Source organism: Kitasatospora sp. NPDC101155 (genome assembly GCF_044768305.1).
Taxonomy (GTDB): Bacteria; Actinomycetota; Actinomycetes; order Streptomycetales; family Streptomycetaceae; genus Kitasatospora.
This window is the reverse complement of record NZ_JBIWPN010000002.1, coordinates 322,498-336,815: the sequence shown is the minus strand read 5'-3', so window position 1 is coordinate 336,815 and position 14,318 is coordinate 322,498. Positions and strand designations below refer to the sequence as shown.

General features: G+C 72.9%; 13 protein-coding genes. 5 read left to right on the top strand and 8 right to left on the bottom strand.

The genetic code is table 11. The annotated features are described in order from the left end of the window. Positions 1–169: 169 nt before the first annotated feature. The 8 genes from ACIRYZ_RS04030 to ACIRYZ_RS03995 form a co-directional block, all read right to left on the bottom strand. Positions 170–1,099: an ABC transporter substrate-binding protein gene (locus ACIRYZ_RS04030; RefSeq protein WP_402939165.1), complete on the bottom strand. Its 930-nt coding sequence runs from the start codon at positions 1,097–1,099 to the stop codon at positions 170–172. A gap of 41 nt (positions 1,100–1,140) precedes the next feature. After that, on the bottom strand, positions 1,141–1,818 hold the full coding sequence (locus tag ACIRYZ_RS04025; RefSeq protein ID WP_402939162.1) for an ABC transporter permease: 678 nt from the start codon (positions 1,816–1,818) through the stop codon (positions 1,141–1,143). Further along, positions 1,815–2,483, bottom strand: coding sequence for an ABC transporter permease (locus ACIRYZ_RS04020; protein ID WP_393024141.1), 669 nt, complete (start codon positions 2,481–2,483; stop codon positions 1,815–1,817). The genes ACIRYZ_RS04025 and ACIRYZ_RS04020 overlap by 4 nt, the downstream gene beginning before the upstream one ends. Then, positions 2,473–3,666, bottom strand: coding sequence for an ABC transporter ATP-binding protein (locus ACIRYZ_RS04015; protein WP_402939159.1), 1,194 nt, complete (start codon positions 3,664–3,666; stop codon positions 2,473–2,475). The genes ACIRYZ_RS04020 and ACIRYZ_RS04015 overlap by 11 nt, the downstream gene beginning before the upstream one ends. Before the next feature lie 263 nt (positions 3,667–3,929). Continuing rightward, the gene (locus tag ACIRYZ_RS04010) at positions 3,930–4,316 is read right to left on the bottom strand and encodes a rhodanese-like domain-containing protein (RefSeq protein ID WP_402939156.1); all 387 of its coding nucleotides are present in this window, start codon (positions 4,314–4,316) and stop codon (positions 3,930–3,932) included. Continuing rightward, positions 4,310–4,945, bottom strand: a complete 636-nt coding sequence (locus ACIRYZ_RS04005; protein WP_402939154.1) for a cysteine dioxygenase — start codon at positions 4,943–4,945, stop codon at positions 4,310–4,312. The genes ACIRYZ_RS04010 and ACIRYZ_RS04005 overlap by 7 nt, the downstream gene beginning before the upstream one ends. A gap of 119 nt (positions 4,946–5,064) precedes the next feature. After that, a complete protein-coding gene (locus ACIRYZ_RS04000; protein ID WP_107086570.1) occupies positions 5,065–5,142 on the bottom strand; it encodes a putative leader peptide in 78 nt (25 codons plus the stop codon). A 64-nt stretch (positions 5,143–5,206) separates the two neighbouring features. Then, entirely contained in the window at positions 5,207–8,287 is a 3,081-nt protein-coding gene (locus ACIRYZ_RS03995; RefSeq protein WP_402939151.1) for a hypothetical protein, read from the bottom strand. Positions 8,288–8,820: 533 nt separating this feature from the next. On the opposite strand from ACIRYZ_RS03995, the gene ACIRYZ_RS03990 reads away from it, so the two are divergent. From ACIRYZ_RS03990 to ACIRYZ_RS03970, 5 genes are all read left to right on the top strand, one after another. Then, positions 8,821–9,663, top strand: coding sequence for a nitrilase-related carbon-nitrogen hydrolase (locus ACIRYZ_RS03990; RefSeq protein WP_387614196.1), 843 nt, complete (start codon positions 8,821–8,823; stop codon positions 9,661–9,663). A gap of 11 nt (positions 9,664–9,674) precedes the next feature. After that, positions 9,675–11,105 carry a dihydropyrimidinase gene (hydA, locus tag ACIRYZ_RS03985; RefSeq protein ID WP_402939148.1) on the top strand — a complete coding sequence of 477 codons (1,431 nt, stop codon included), beginning with the start codon at positions 9,675–9,677 and terminating at the stop codon, positions 11,103–11,105. A 77-nt stretch (positions 11,106–11,182) separates the two neighbouring features. Continuing rightward, on the top strand, positions 11,183–12,196 hold the full coding sequence (locus ACIRYZ_RS03980) for a TIGR03842 family LLM class F420-dependent oxidoreductase (RefSeq protein ID WP_393024156.1): 1,014 nt from the start codon (positions 11,183–11,185) through the stop codon (positions 12,194–12,196). 27 nt (positions 12,197–12,223) lie between these two features. Beyond that, positions 12,224–13,792 (top strand): NCS1 family nucleobase:cation symporter-1, encoded by a 1,569-nt coding sequence (locus ACIRYZ_RS03975; RefSeq protein ID WP_402939144.1) that lies wholly within the window; start codon positions 12,224–12,226, stop codon positions 13,790–13,792. Between the two features lie 201 nt (positions 13,793–13,993). Further along, positions 13,994–14,260 carry a GlsB/YeaQ/YmgE family stress response membrane protein gene (locus ACIRYZ_RS03970; RefSeq protein ID WP_380609509.1) on the top strand — a complete coding sequence of 89 codons (267 nt, stop codon included), beginning with the start codon at positions 13,994–13,996 and terminating at the stop codon, positions 14,258–14,260. Positions 14,261–14,318 lie beyond the last annotated feature (58 nt).

Below are 14,318 nucleotides of genomic sequence, written 5' to 3'. Positions count from 1 at the left end.
TGTCATGTTCGCGGCGCCGAAGGGAAGGTCCCGCCTGACGGTGAACGGCGGGCTGTGAACGGCGGGCGGCGGACAACGGGCGGTGGACGGCGGTCCGGAAGCCGATGCCTCCGCGCCGCCGTCCACCGCACGAGCCGTTCGCCGTACGACTCGGTCGTCGTACAGGTCGTCAGCCGAGGCCGTTGGCCTTCAGCCAGTCCTTGGCCACCGCCGACGGGTCCTCCTTGTCGATCGCGACGCGCTTCATCAGCCCCGTCAGCCCGGCGGTGTCGAGCTTGACCGACACCGCGTTGAGCGCCGCCGTCGCGGTGGCGTCCACGCCCGCCTTGTTGACCAGCGGGGTGATGTTCTGCGCGCCGAAGACGTTCTTCGGGTCGGTCAGCGGAACGAGCTTGTACTGGACGATCTTCGGGTCGGTGGTGAACACGTTGCCGACCTGGATGCTGCCGTCCTTGAGCGCGTTCGCGGTGGTGTCGGCGGTGGGCTTCCACTCCTTGAAGGTGAGCCCGTAGACGTCCTTGAACTGCTGCTCGCGGCGGGACTTGAACTCCGGCTGGCCGCCGATGGTGAACTCGCCGGCCTTGGCGGTGAGGTCGGAGATGCTCTTGAGGCCGTACTTGTCGGCGGTCTCCTGGGTGACGCTGAGCGAGTCCTTGTCCTCGGCGGGCGAGGAGTCGAGGATCGCCAGCGAGGCGGGCAGCGTCTTGGTCAGCGCCGCGTTCACGTCCTGGGTGGTGACGGCGGTGGCCTTGGCGTCCAGGTAGGCGAGCAGCGCGCCGTTGTACTCGGGCAGGACGGTCAGGTTGCCGCTCTGCAGCTGCCCGTAGAGCACCTCGCGGCTGCCGATGTTGAACTTCTCCTCGACCTTGACGCCCTTGGCCTTGAGTGCCTGCGAGTAGATCGAGCCGAGCAGGACGTTCTCCGGGAAGTTCGCCGAGCCGACGACGACCGTCGACCCGGAGCCGCCGCCGGCCGCCGCGGCGGTCGAACCCCCGTCGAGCGGGTTGCTGCTGGAGGAGCCGCAGGCGGTCGCGCCCAGGGCGAGCGCGGCGAGGGTGCCGAGGAGGACGGCACGCCTGCTTCTCTTCAATGTCGACATGGTGACAGTTGTCCTTCCGGAGCGGATGGGAGAGGAGGGCTTCAGCGGGCCCGGCGCTGGGCGCGCATCCCGGGCGGGAGCGCGAACCGGGCGAGCAGGGCGAAGAACAGCTGGGCGCCGACCGCGAGCAGCACCACCAGCAGTGCGCCGCCCACGGTCACCGCGTACTGGCGGGTGGCCAGGCCGTCGATGACGTAGCGGCCGAGGCCGCCCAGCCCGACGTAGGCGGCCACCGTGGCGGTCGCGATCACCTGGACGGTCGCGGTGCGCAAGCCCGCCAGCAGGGTCGGCGCGGCCGACGGCAGGCAGACCTGGAAGAGCACCTGGGGGTGGGTCAGCCCGATGCCGCGCGCGGCGTCCCGGACATCCGGGTCGGTGCCCCGCACCCCCTCGACGGCCGCCACCAGCAGCGGCGGCGCGGCGAGCGCGACCAGCGGGATCAGCACGGCGGTGTCGCCGACCCCGCCGAGCAGCACCGCGAGCGTCACCAGGCCGAGGGTGGGCAGGGCGCGGGCGGCGCCGGCCAGCGCGGTGACCGCGGTGACACCGCGCCCGGTGTAGCCGATCAGCAGCCCGAGCGGCACGGCCAGGACGGTCGCGAACAGCAGGGCCTCGCCGGAGAGCTGCAGGTGCTCGGCGACCCGGTGCACGATCGAGTCCGGGCCGCTGCGGCGGTCCGGGGCGGAGAAGAAGTCGCTCAGCCAGTTGAGCCAGTTCACGAGCCCGCTCCCTTCTCCCGGACGGCCCACGGCGCGAGCAGCCGCCGAGCGGCCACCAGCAGCAGGTCGACGACCAGCGCGAGCGCGGCGATCAGCACGATGCCGGCCACGATCGGGGTCGGGAAGGTGCGCTGGAAGCCGTCGATGAACAGGTAGCCGAGCCCGCCGCGCCCGACCAGCGCGCCGACACTGGCCAGCGAGATGCTGGACACCGCGGCGACCCGCAGCCCGGCGATCAGGTACGGCACGGCAGCGGGCAGTTCGACCGAGGCCAGCCGGTGCCAGGGTCCGTACCCCATCGCGGTGGCCGCCTGCCGGACCGACTCCGGGACGGCGCGCAGCCCGTCCACGGTGGTCGGCAGGAGGACGGCGAGGGCGTAGAAGGCGAGCGGGATCATCACGGTCGCCTGGGTGGCGAGCCCGGTGTAGGGGATCAGCACCACGAACACGGCCAGCGAGGGCAGCGCGTAGACGATGTTGAACACGGCCGCCAGCGGCTGATACAGCCGGGGGAACCGGGCGCAGGCCAGGCCGAGCGGGACGGCCAGTAGCAGGCCGATGAGCACCGGGAGCAGCGCGATCAGGGCGTGGTCGGCGAGCAGGTGGCCGAGGTAGCCGAGGTGGTCGCCGATCCAGTACCAGCGGACGATCGGTTCATCGTCCACCGTCGGCTCCGTCCGTCCGGTCGGTGCTGAGGGTCATGCCGCTGTCCGGGGTCCTGCCGGTGTCGGTGGTCCTGCCGGTGTCGAGGCTCTTGCCGGTGTCGATGGTCTCGCCGGTGCCGACGGGCTTCTTGAGGGCGTCGGTGGTTCGGCCGGCGGGCGCGAGTGTCGCGAGGATCGCCTCGCGGCTCGCGGTGCCTGCGGCCCGGCCCTCGGCGTCCAGCGCGACCGCGACCCCGGCGGGGGAGAGCACGGCGGCGTCCAGGGCGGTGCGCAGGGTGTCGGTGTCCGGGCGATATCCGGCCACCGGCTGGAGCTCGGCGGCGACGGCGGTGCGGTCGATCCAGCCGATCGGGCGGCGCTCGTCGTCCAGGGCCAACTCCCAGCCCCCGTACCGGACTCCCTCGCCCACCGGGCGCAGCGGGACGGCGGTGGCGGGGCGCAGCCCGAGGCCGCGCAGGCCCCGGTCGCGGCCGAGGAAGGCGGCCACGCCGTCGTCGGCGGGCGTGGTCAGCAAGGTGTGCGGGTCGGCCAGCTGGGCGATCCGGCCGTGCTCGCGCAGCACCACGACCTGGTCGCCGAGCCGGACGGCCTCCTCGATGTCGTGGGTGACGAACAGCACCGTCTTGTGCAGTTCGGACTGAAGTCGCAGCAACTCGTCCTGGAGCCCGGCGCGCACCACCGGGTCGACCGCGCTGAACGGCTCGTCCATCAGCAGCACCGGCGGGTCGGCGGCCAGCGCGCGGGCGACGCCGACCCGCTGCTGCTGGCCGCCGGACAGCTGGAACGGGTAGCGCCTGGCGGTCTCCGGGGCGAGTCCGACCAGTTCCAGCAGTTCGGCGGCGCGGGCGCGGGCCCTCTTGCGGTCCCAGCCGAGGAGGTAGGGGACGGTGGCGATGTTGTCGATCACCTTGCGGTGCGGGAAGAGCCCGGCCTGCTGGATCACGTACCCGATGCCGCGGCGCAGCTTGGCGGGTTCCAGCTGGGCGACGTCGGTGTCGTCCAACAGCACCCGGCCGGAGGTGGGCTCGACCATCCGGTTGACCATGCGCAGCAGCGTGGTCTTGCCGCAGCCGGACGGTCCGACCAGGACGGTTATCCGACCGGTCGGGACCTCCAGGTCCAGGCCCTCGACGGCGATCGTGCCGTCGGGGTGGCGCTTGCCGGCGCCCTCGAATCTGATCACGGGGTGTTTCCTCGTCAGGGCGCCCCAGGGAGGCGGCGCCTGTGTCGTTCGGTCGTTCGGTCGGGTCGTTCGTGTGACGGCGGGTCCAACCGCCCGGGCGTTCTTCCGCCCGCGTGGCTGCCCAGCTTCGGACCGGCGGAAACTCCGATCAGATTATGACCTGCATCATCTCCTGTCCGTGATTTACCGTCCGGCACGCGCCGTGGAGCCCGGCTCAGGCCCGGCTTGAGCCCTTCGTCCCCGCCCCTGTCGGGGCCTCGACGTCAGCCGCCCGGACGGGTCGGCAGCCCGGCAGTGGCCCAGCCGACGAAGCCGCCGTCCAGGTCGGTCGCCCGGTGCAGCCCGAGCTCACGCAGCGAGGCGGCGGCCAGGCTGGAGGCGTAGCCCTCGGAGCAGACCACGATCAGCTCGACGTCGTAACCCGAGGCCTCGGGGATGCGGTGACTGCCGGTCGGGTCGAGCCGCCACTCCAGGACGTTGCGCTCGATGATCAGTGAGCCGGGGATCTCACCCTCGGCCGCCCGCTGCGCCGCCGGACGGATGTCCACCAGCAGCGCGCCCGCCAGTTGGGCCAGGCGCGCCTCCTGGGCGCGGGGGCGGTGGACGCCCTCTCGGGCCCGTGCCACCAGGTCGTCGATCGTGGTCACCACTGCTCCGGTCCTTCCTCCGAGGTACGGACGAGCCCGCCGGCCCGCAGGTCGTAGTGCGCCATCGAGCTGAGCGGGGGCGAGTAGGCGTGCAGGGTGACGGCCGGGCCGGAGGCGGTGTTGCGGACGTCGTGAACGTACTCGGGGCCGAAGGCGCGGGTGGTGCCGGCCGGGACCCGGCGGATCAGCAGGCCCTGCTCCGGGCCGCCGAGGGACAGCTCCTCCAACTCGCCGAGCGCGACGGTGAATGCGCCGCGCGAGCCGCCGTGGTCGTGGAAGCCGGTGGACTGACCGGGCAGCCAACTGATCAGCCACACCTCGTGGTCGTCCTCGGCCACCAGGCGCTGGTACCAGCGCTCCTCGGTGGAGAGACGGACCAGGTGGATCCACTGCTCGGGCTGCTCGGCCAGCTCGCGGACGATGCTCCGCAGGGATTTCGGGGTCAGCGGAGCGCGGGCGCGCTCGGCGGCGGGTGTCTGGGGGGTGTGCGTCGGGGTCTCGGAGGCGAGGTCCAGGCTCATGGGGGCGTCCTCGGGTGCGGCGGGAACGTCGGCGGGGTGCGGCCGGGTCCGGCGGCTGCGGTGGTGCCCGGCGGGCGCGAGTCGGCGGAGCGACCCGGCACGACCGGGCACGGCACGCATGGTGCCGCCGGGCGAGGCGGGAGTACGACAGGAGTCAGAACTGCGGGTACGGGTGCACGGCGCGGGCCCTGGCAGAGGTCACAGGGCGGGACCGGCGGGGAGGAGCAAGGTCAACAGGCACAGATGGAACTCGCCTGGCGTCGCAGATCGACGTGCAGGCGGCAGACCAGAGTGGCGCCGGAGTCCATGCACCGGATCTTTTCCGAGCCGGTCGGACGAAGTCAAGCCGGGGCGCCCGTCTGTTGCGCCCTGTTAACTCTCGGCAGGACGGCGCGGAGCCAGGGGAGCCGCGGCCGACGGCGCCGCAGCCGAGTGCTTGGACGACGCCGAGGGCGCGCCGCCCGGCGCCGAGGACACGCTGCCCGACGCCGGGGGCGCGCCGCCCGACGCCGGGGGCGCGCCGCCCGGCGACTGTGCGGGGACAGGCGCCGCGGAGTCGTCCGCGGCGGCCGACAGGGCCTGCTCGATCACCGGCCCCGCCTGCTCGCCCAGGTAGCGGCCGAGCGTCTGGTAGGCGTCGAACTGCTGGTGGTTGAACCACTGGTCGCTGGTGCCGTCGTTCGGGAAGGCCTGGTTGGCCACCGCGTAGGAGTGCAGCTCGTACGGCATGTCAGCGGTCAGCACGGCCTGGAGGACGATCAGAGTGCCGTGCCGGTCGGACTCCGGGAGGCCGTCGGTGCGGGGGTAGCGGATGTCGCCGGTGATCACCCCGCGGGCGGAGAGCCGGTCGGAGAGCTGGGCCGCCAGCCCGTGCAGGGGCGCTCCGCTGCCGTCCCGCTCGGCGGTGGCGCTGCCCGGGATCAGCAGCTCGGGCCGGTGCAGGGTGATCACGATGCCCAGCTCCTCGCGGGCCAGCGTGATCGCGGCGGCCAGGTTGGCCGCGTAGCCCGAATCCCCGCTGGCGTCGATGCACACCGCCGTCCGCACCCGGTGTCGCAGCAGCTCGACCAGTCCGAGGTTCTCGTAGTGGCCGCCGTCCGTGGTGAGTAGGAAGCGGTCGTCCGCCGGGAACCGGCCCGTCAGCTCCCGCAGCTGGTAGGGGAGTCGGCGGACGGCGGGCTGCGCGGCGCGGCGCCAGTCCCGGGTGCCGGACCAGGCCGGCCCGAGCACCGCAGGGTTGGGCAGCCACGTCCCGAGCCGGGCGTTGGTCGCCGCGAACAGCCCCTGGTAGACGCGGGATTGGCGCCCCATGGCGGAGGAGAAGGCGGCCCCGGAGACGGCCATCGCCGACTGCACGGTGAGGTCCCGGGCGATGTGTCGCCGGGTGCGCCGCTCCAGCAGGTCGGTGCGGGCGTACCCGACGTCCGGACCGCCCACGTAGTCGTGGGAGAGTGAGAAGGAGACCGCCCGACGGCCCGGCGGCGTGCGGGAGTTGCCGGAGAGGTTGGCCGCCGCCGAGAAGATCACCTGAGGGAAGTCGGGGTGCCGGGCCGCGTAGTGGCTCAGCCAGGTCTGCTCCCGGTAGAAGTCGTACCTGCGGGCGAACGACCGGCCGCCGTCGGTGACCCGGCGGACCGCGAACGCGGAGGCCAGTCGCAGTCGGTAGAACGGGTGCAGGCTCATCCAGGTCTGGTCGAGGTTGAGCCCGACCGCAGCGAGCACCAGCGGCAGCAGCACCTGCACGGCCGTCGGCCAGGCGTACCCGGTGGCGACCGCCCAGCCGAGGGCCAGCAGCGCGCAGGCCGTCAGTGTGGTGAGGGCCGCCCAGACCACGATGTACTGCGGCAGGTTGGCGGTCAGGCCGCCGCCGAGCCGGCCGGCGCCGCGTAGCGCCCCGGCGAACGCGGCCGCGCCGCTGCGGATCGTCCGGCGGTCGCGCCAGAGTATGCCGAGCAACAGGGCGAGATAGCTGAGCACCACGGTCAGGCTGAGCCCGGCACCGGTCAGCCGCGGACCGGCGGCCAGGGCCTGTTGGAGGCGGACGGCGCCCCAGGCCAGCCCGGGGACCGCCAGCACCCCGACGGCCAGCAGGGCGGCCAGCGCGAGCGCGGCGGAGTAGAGCCGGTGCAGGGTGCGCGGCAGCAGTGCGTGCCAGCCGAGTGGCGGGAAGGCCAGCAGCCAGAGCAGCCAGCACCCGGCCGCCGCGGCCAGCAGTGCGGCGAGGCCGGCCAGCGCGGGCGGCCGGAAGGCCAACTCGCCCGGCACGGCGCCCGCGTGGCGCAGACCGACGGCCGCCAGGGCGTGCAGATCGGTGAGCGGGACGGCGCGGTAGAAGCGGCTGAGTCCGAGGCCGAGCACCAGAACGGCGGCCAGCAGCAGGGTGAGCGCCGACAGCACGCCGCGCAGCAGCGTTCCGAGGGCGACCAGCCACTCGCCGGCGCCATCGGCGATGAACTTGCCGTGCCGGCGGAGGTGGTCCTCCTCCGGGGAGCCGGGTTCCAGCACGGTGTCGGCCGTCAGGCCCGAGACGGCGTGCACCGGGCTGCCGGGGGCGGAGTCGCTGAGCGCGAGCTGCAGCGCGCCCACGGTGTACCCGCCGCCCGAGACGGAGACCAGGTACCGGGCCCGTTTGAGCCATGGGCGCAGCGCCTGGAGCGCGCCGAGCGTGACGCAGGCCGAGCGGATGCCGCCGCCCGAGGCGCAGAAGCCCAGCTCGGCGGGCTCGCGGCCGGGCGGCACCCGTGCGGCGTCGCGCCAGTGGGTGTGGGCCTCGGGCGGCCCCTCGGCTGACTGCCCGCCGTCCCCGTCGTACCGGGCGTGCCCGTCGTGTCGGACGGCCGTCGGCCAGGGCGGGATCAGCGCCGGGCGATCCGTCTCGTCCGTCCCGTCCGTCTCGACCGCGGGCTTCGACGCGGAGGACAGCAGTCCGCGCACCGCCCGCGCGGCCGTCACCAGCAGCACGCCCGCCGCGGCCACCCCGGCCGGCAGGAGCAGCAGCCACGCGACGGTGGCGAGCGCGGCCGCCACCGCGAAGGGGGTGTCGGAGCCGTGGTGGTCGAGCGCGACGCGCAGCAGCAGGCTGCCGGTGAGGTCGCAGCCGGCCGCGAGCAGACCGGCCCCGCCGACCGCCAGCGCCAGGGCGCGCCCACGCCGCCGGCCGAACACGTACCGGCCGAGCAGCGCAGCGGCCACCAGCGTCAACCCGTACCCGGCGACCGGCCAGAGCTCGGCGCGCAGGGCGGCCGTGTAGTCCCCGGTGCGCCCGCCGATCAGCGCCTCGGCGGCGATGCGGGAACCGGCCAGCCGCAGGGCGACCTCCCGCGCCCGCGGCGCCTGGCGGTGGTGCAGCAGCCAGCCGAGGACGAGCGGCAGCACCGCACCGAGGGCGAGCAGCAGGCCGGCCCAGGCGGGCAGGGCGGGCGCCCGCCCCGTCGCCACCGGGCCGCCGCCCACGGCCGTAGCCGGAGTACCCGAAGTACCCGCCGCACTCGAAGTACCCGCCGCATCCGAAGCACGCTCCGCGCGCCTGCCGAGCGCTGCCATCCCCGCCACCCCCTTGGTCCCGATGCCACCCCGTGTCGTCGCCGTGCCGTCGTTCGATTCGACTGCCAGATACCCGAGTTCACGCCTCCAGGCGCCGATGCGGCGGCCCGTCGTGACGTCCATCGGCGTGTTACCCGCTGGCGGCCGATTCCGCACCCTGGGCGCTCGCTTTCACTCGAATGAGTAAGGAGCGCGCGTGCGGGGTAGATCAGCGTTTCATCCCACCCAGGGCCACCCGCGTGTCCGCGCAACAAGATCGCCCCAGACGCGTTACCGCCAACGTATTGTCAGGCCACCGAGGCCAGGCCTACCGTCTACAGATCGCTTTCTACGCACGTAGACCCCTGTGGCTCCCTGAGCGGACCGCAGGAGAGACCCGCCCCGTCAACCCTCAGACCGCGGGCCCGACCGCACGGCCGGACCGCGGAGTTGCGGAGGTACCCATGTCGCAGATCGTCCGTGCCGCGCTCGTCCAGACCCGCTGGACCGGCGACCAGGAGAGCATGATCGCGCTCCACGAGCGGTACGCCCGCGAGGCCGCCGCCCAGGGTGCGCAGATCATCGGCTTCCAGGAGGTCTTCAACTCCCCGTACTTCTGTCAGGTCCAGGAGCCCGAGCACTACCGCTGGGCCGAGGCCGTCCCGGACGGTCCGACCGTGCGCCGGATGCGGGAACTCGCCCGCGAACTCGGCCTGGTCATGGTCGTACCGGTCTACGAGGAGGAGCAGACCGGCGTCTACTACAACACCGCCGCCGTGATCGACGCGGACGGCAGCTACCTCGGCAAGTACCGCAAGCACCACATCCCGCAGGTCAAGGGCTTCTGGGAGAAGTACTACTTCAAGCCCGGCAACCTCGGCTGGCCCGTCTTCGACACCGCCGTCGGCAAGGTCGGCGTCTACATCTGCTACGACCGCCACTTCCCCGAGGGCTGGCGCGCCCTGGGCCTGGCCGGCGCGCAGATCGTCTACAACCCCTCCGCCACCAGCCGCGGCCTGTCCGCCTACCTGTGGCAGCTCGAACAGCCCGCCGCCGCCGTCGCCAACGAGTACTTCGTCGCCGCCATCAACCGGGTCGGCACCGAGGAGTACGGCGACAACGACTTCTACGGCACCTCCTACTTCGTGGACCCGCGCGGCCAGTTCGTCGGCGACGTCGCCTCCGACAAGGAGGAGGAACTCGTCGTCCGTGACCTCGACCTCGACCTGATCGAACAGGTCCGCCAGCAGTGGGCGTTCTACCGCGACCGCCGGCCCGACGCCTACGGACCGATCGCCGAGGCCTGAGGAGCACCGCGATGACCACCCGCGACCCGCAGCAGCGCACCGTCGTCCGCGGCGGCCTCGTCATCACCGCCACCGACGAACTCCACGCCGACGTCCTGATCGAGGGCGAACGCATCGCCGCGCTGGCCGCCACCGGCAGCGCCGCCGCCGAGGCCTGGACCGCCGACACCGTCATCGACGCCACCGGCCACTACGTGATCCCGGGCGGCGTCGACGCCCACACCCACATGGAGCTGCCCTTCGGCGGCACCGCGGCCTCCGACACCTTCGAGACCGGCACCCGCGCCGCCGCATGGGGCGGCACCACCACCATCGTCGACTTCGCCGTCCAGCCCGTCGGCGGCTCGCTGCGCGAGGGCCTGGACACCTGGCACGCCAAGGCCGAGGGCAACTGCGCGATCGACTACGCCTTCCACACCATCGTCTCCGACGTCAACGACGCCGTCCTCAAGGAGATGGACACGCTCGTCGACTCCGGCGAGTCCACCTCCTTCAAGCTGTTCATGGCCTACCCCGGCGTCTTCTACAGCGACGACGGCCGCATCCTGCGCGCCATGCAACGCGGCGCCGCCAACGGCGGGTTGATCATGATGCACGCCGAGAACGGCATCGCCATCGACGTCCTGGTCGAACAGGCCCTCGCCGCCGGGCACACCGCCCCGCGCTACCACGGTGAGGTCCGGCGCGAACTGCTGGAGGCCGAGGCCACCCACCGGGCCATCAAGCTCGCCCAGGTGGCCGGCAGTCCGCTCTACGTGGTGCACGTCTCCGCCGCCTCCGCCCTCGCCGAACTCGCCCGGGCCCGCGATGCCGGGCTCAACGTCTTCGGCGAGACCTGCCCGCAGTACCTCTTCCTCTCCACCGACGACCTCGCCGAGAAGGGAACGGACGGCTTCGAGGGCGCCAAGTACGTGTGCAGCACGCCGCTTCGGCCCCGCGAGCACCAGGAGGCGCTCTGGCGCGGGCTGCGCACCAACGACCTCCAGGTGGTATCCACCGACCACTGCCCGTTCTGCTACGTGGGGCAGAAGGAACTCGGTCGCGGCGACTTCTCGAAGATCCCCAACGGCCTTCCCGGCGTGGAGAACCGGATGGACCTGCTCCACCAGGCGGTGGTGGACGGGCGCATCAGCCGGCGGCGCTGGGTCGAGATCGCCTGCACCACCCCGGCTCGGATGTTCGGGCTGCACCCGCGCAAGGGCACCGTCGCGCCGGGCGCCGACGCCGACCTGGTCGTCTACGACCCCACCGCGGTGCAGACCGTCTCCGCCGCCACCCACCACATGAACGTGGACTACTCGGCCTACGAGGGCCGCCGACTCACCGGCCGGGCACGGACGGTGCTCTCCCGCGGCACCGTCGTGCTGGACGACGGCAGCTGGCTCGGCCGGGCCGGGCACGGCGCCTTCCTGCGCCGCGACACCTGCCAGTACCTGACCTGAACCCCTCCCTCTCCCGGCCGGGGCCGCGCGGCGCACGCCGGCCCCGGGCCGCCCTCCCACCCCTCCCGGAGCCACCCATGGACATCGGCCTCGTCCTGCAGACCGACCCGCCCGCCCGCCTGCTCATCGACCGGATGATCCGCGCCGAACGGGCCGGGTTCAGCCACGGTTGGACCTTCGACTCCTGTGTGCTGTGGCAGGAGCCGTTCGTCATCTACAGTCGCATCCTCGCCGAGACCGAGCGGTTGACCGTCGGCCCGATGGTCACCAACCCCTCCACCCGCACCTGGGAGGTCACCGCCTCCCTGTTCGCCACGCTCAACGACATGTACGGCAACCGCACCGTCTGTGGCATCGGCCGCGGCGACTCCGCCATGCGGGTCGCCGGACGCCGGCCCGCCACCCTCGACCGGCTCTCCCAGGCCATGCACGCCATCAAGGAGTTGGCCGAGGGACGCGCCACCGAGGTGGACGGCGCCGAGATGCACCTGCCATGGGTGGGACCCGGCGCGGAGCTGCCGATCTGGATGGCCGCGTACGGCCCGAAGGCGCTCGCGCTGACCGGGCGTCAGGCCGACGGATTCATCCTGCAGCTGGCCGACCCGTACCTCACCGAGTACATGATCAAGGCGGTCCGGGCCGCGGCCGCCGAGGCCGGCCGGGACCCGTCCTCGCTCACCATCTGCGTCGCCGCCCCCGCGTACGTCACCGCCGACGACTCGCCCGCCGCGCTGGCCCACGCCCGGGAGCAGTGCCGCTGGTTCGGCGGAATGGTCGGCAACCACGTCGCCGACCTGGTCGGCCACTACGGTGAGCACTCCGACCTGGTGCCCGAAGCGCTCACCGACTACATCAAGGGCCGCCAGGGCTACGACTACAGCCACCACGGCCGGGCCGGGAACCCCGACACGGCCTTCGTCCCGGACGAGATCGTCGACCGCTTCTGCCTCATCGGGCCGGTGGAGGCCCAGCGTGCCCGGCTGGCGGAACTCCGCTCGCTCGGCGTCGACCAGTTCGCCGTCTACGCCATGCACGACGCGGTCGAGTCCACCATCGACGCCTACGGAACGGACGTCATCCCCCACCTCTGATCCCTCCGCGCCAGACGGGAGTTGCCCATGGCCGACACCGCGACCGGCGGCGGACAGCGGCAGCACCCCGACGGCCGGGTCGAACTCGACCCGGCCGACCGGGTGCTGCCCCCCAACGGCTTCACCAGCGACGACCTGCGGCCGGTCCCGGTGCGGCGGCGCACCTGGACCACGTACAACTTCCTGGCGCTCTGGGTCGGCATGGCCCACAACATCCCGTCCTGGACGCTGGCTTCGGGCCTGGTCGCGATCGGCATGGACTGGAAACAGGCGGTGCTGACCATCGCGCTCGCCAACCTGATCGTGCTCGTCCCCATGCTGCTCACCGGGCACGCCGGCACCAAGTACGGCATTCCCTTCCCGGTGTTCGCCCGGGCCTCCTTCGGGCTGCGCGGCGCCAACCTGCCCGCGCTGATCCGGGCGGCGGTGGCCTGCGCCTGGTTCGGCATCCAGACCTGGATCGGGGGCGAAGGCATCTTCCTGCTGGCGGGCAAGCTGTTCGGCGAATCCTGGCGCACGGCGTCGGAGTTCGGCGGATACCCGTGGACGCAGTGGCTCTCCTTCCTGCTGTTCTGGCTGATCGAGATGGCCGTCATCGCCCGCGGGATGGAGACGCTGCGGCGCTTCGAGAACTGGGCGGCGCCGTTCGTCATCGTCGGCGCGCTCGCCCTGCTGGTGTGGATCTCCGTCAAGGCGGGCGGGCTGGGGCCCCTGCTCTCCCAGCCCTCCCGACTCGGCTGGAACGGCGGGTTCTGGAAGGTCTTCTTCCCGTCGCTGATGGGGATGATCGGTTTCTGGTCCACCCTGTCGCTGAACATCCCCGACTTCACCCGCTTCGGCGGCAGCCAGCGGGCCCAGATCCGCGGCCAGGCGCTCGGCCTGCCGACGACGATGACGTTCTTCGCGCTGCTGTCGGTGCTGGTCACCTCGGGCTCCGAGGCGGTCTACGGTGAACCGGTGTGGGACCCGATCAAGCTGGCCGCGAAGATGGAGAACCCGGTCGCCGTCCTGTTCGCGCTGCTGACCGTCCTGGTCGCGACGCTGTCGGTGAACATCGCCGCCAACGTCGTCTCCCCGGCCTACGACCTGGCCAACCTGTTGCCCAGGTTCATCAACTTCCGTACCGGGGCGCTGATCACCGGCGTGGTCGGGATCGCGATCTTCCCCTGGAGGCTGATCGCCGACCCGCACGTCTACATCTACGTCTGGCTGGGCGTGGTCGGCGGCCTGCTCGGGACGGTCGCCGGGGTGCTGATCGCGGACTACTGGGTGGTGCGCCGCACCCGCCTCCAACTCGTCGAGCTCTACCGGCCGTTCGGTGCGTACTGGTACACCGCCGGGTGGAACTGGCGGGCGGTCACCGCACTGCTGGTCGGCGGCCTGCTGGCGGTCGGTGGCTCGTACTCGGCCGTCGACGGGCACGGGGTCAAACAGGGGCCGTTCCCGGTGGACGGGGTGGTCCCCTTCCTCAAGCCGCTCGCCGACTACGGCTGGGCGGTGGGCTTCGCGGCGGCGTCGGTGCTGTACCTGGGGCTCGGCGCGGTGTCCGGCGGGTGGCGGCGCGCGGGCGCGGGGAGCCACGCGGCGGGCGGGTGAACGGCGACCAGGATGCGGGCGGCCTCGGTGTTCCGAGCTGGACGGCGCGCCGGAAGGGCGCTACGCGCGGACCGGTCGGCTCGGGACGGTCGGCTCGCGCGCGCCCCGCCCGGACGGCGGAACCGGGCCCGCGGGAGGCGGCGTCCTTCCGGGCAGGGCGGGCGGACGGGGCCGCCGCGCCGCGGACGGGAGGATGGACGGATGAGCGTCATCGCGTGGATCGTGCTGGGCCTGGTGGCAGGCGCCCTGGCCAAGCTGCTGCTGCCCGGGAGGGACCCGGGCGGCCTGATCGTGACGACCCTGATCGGCATCGCCGGCTCCTTCGTCGGCGGCTGGATCGCGTCGCACTTCCTGCACAGGTCGATCACGGCGCGCTTCTTCGACGGGCCGACCTGGGTGTCGGCGATCGGCGGCGCGCTGGTGCTGCTGATCGCCTACCGACTGCTGTTCGGCAACTCGCGGCGCTGATCGCGGAGTTGCCCCGGATCCGACGGGGCGGCCCGCCGGGGGGCGGCGGCCGGCCCGG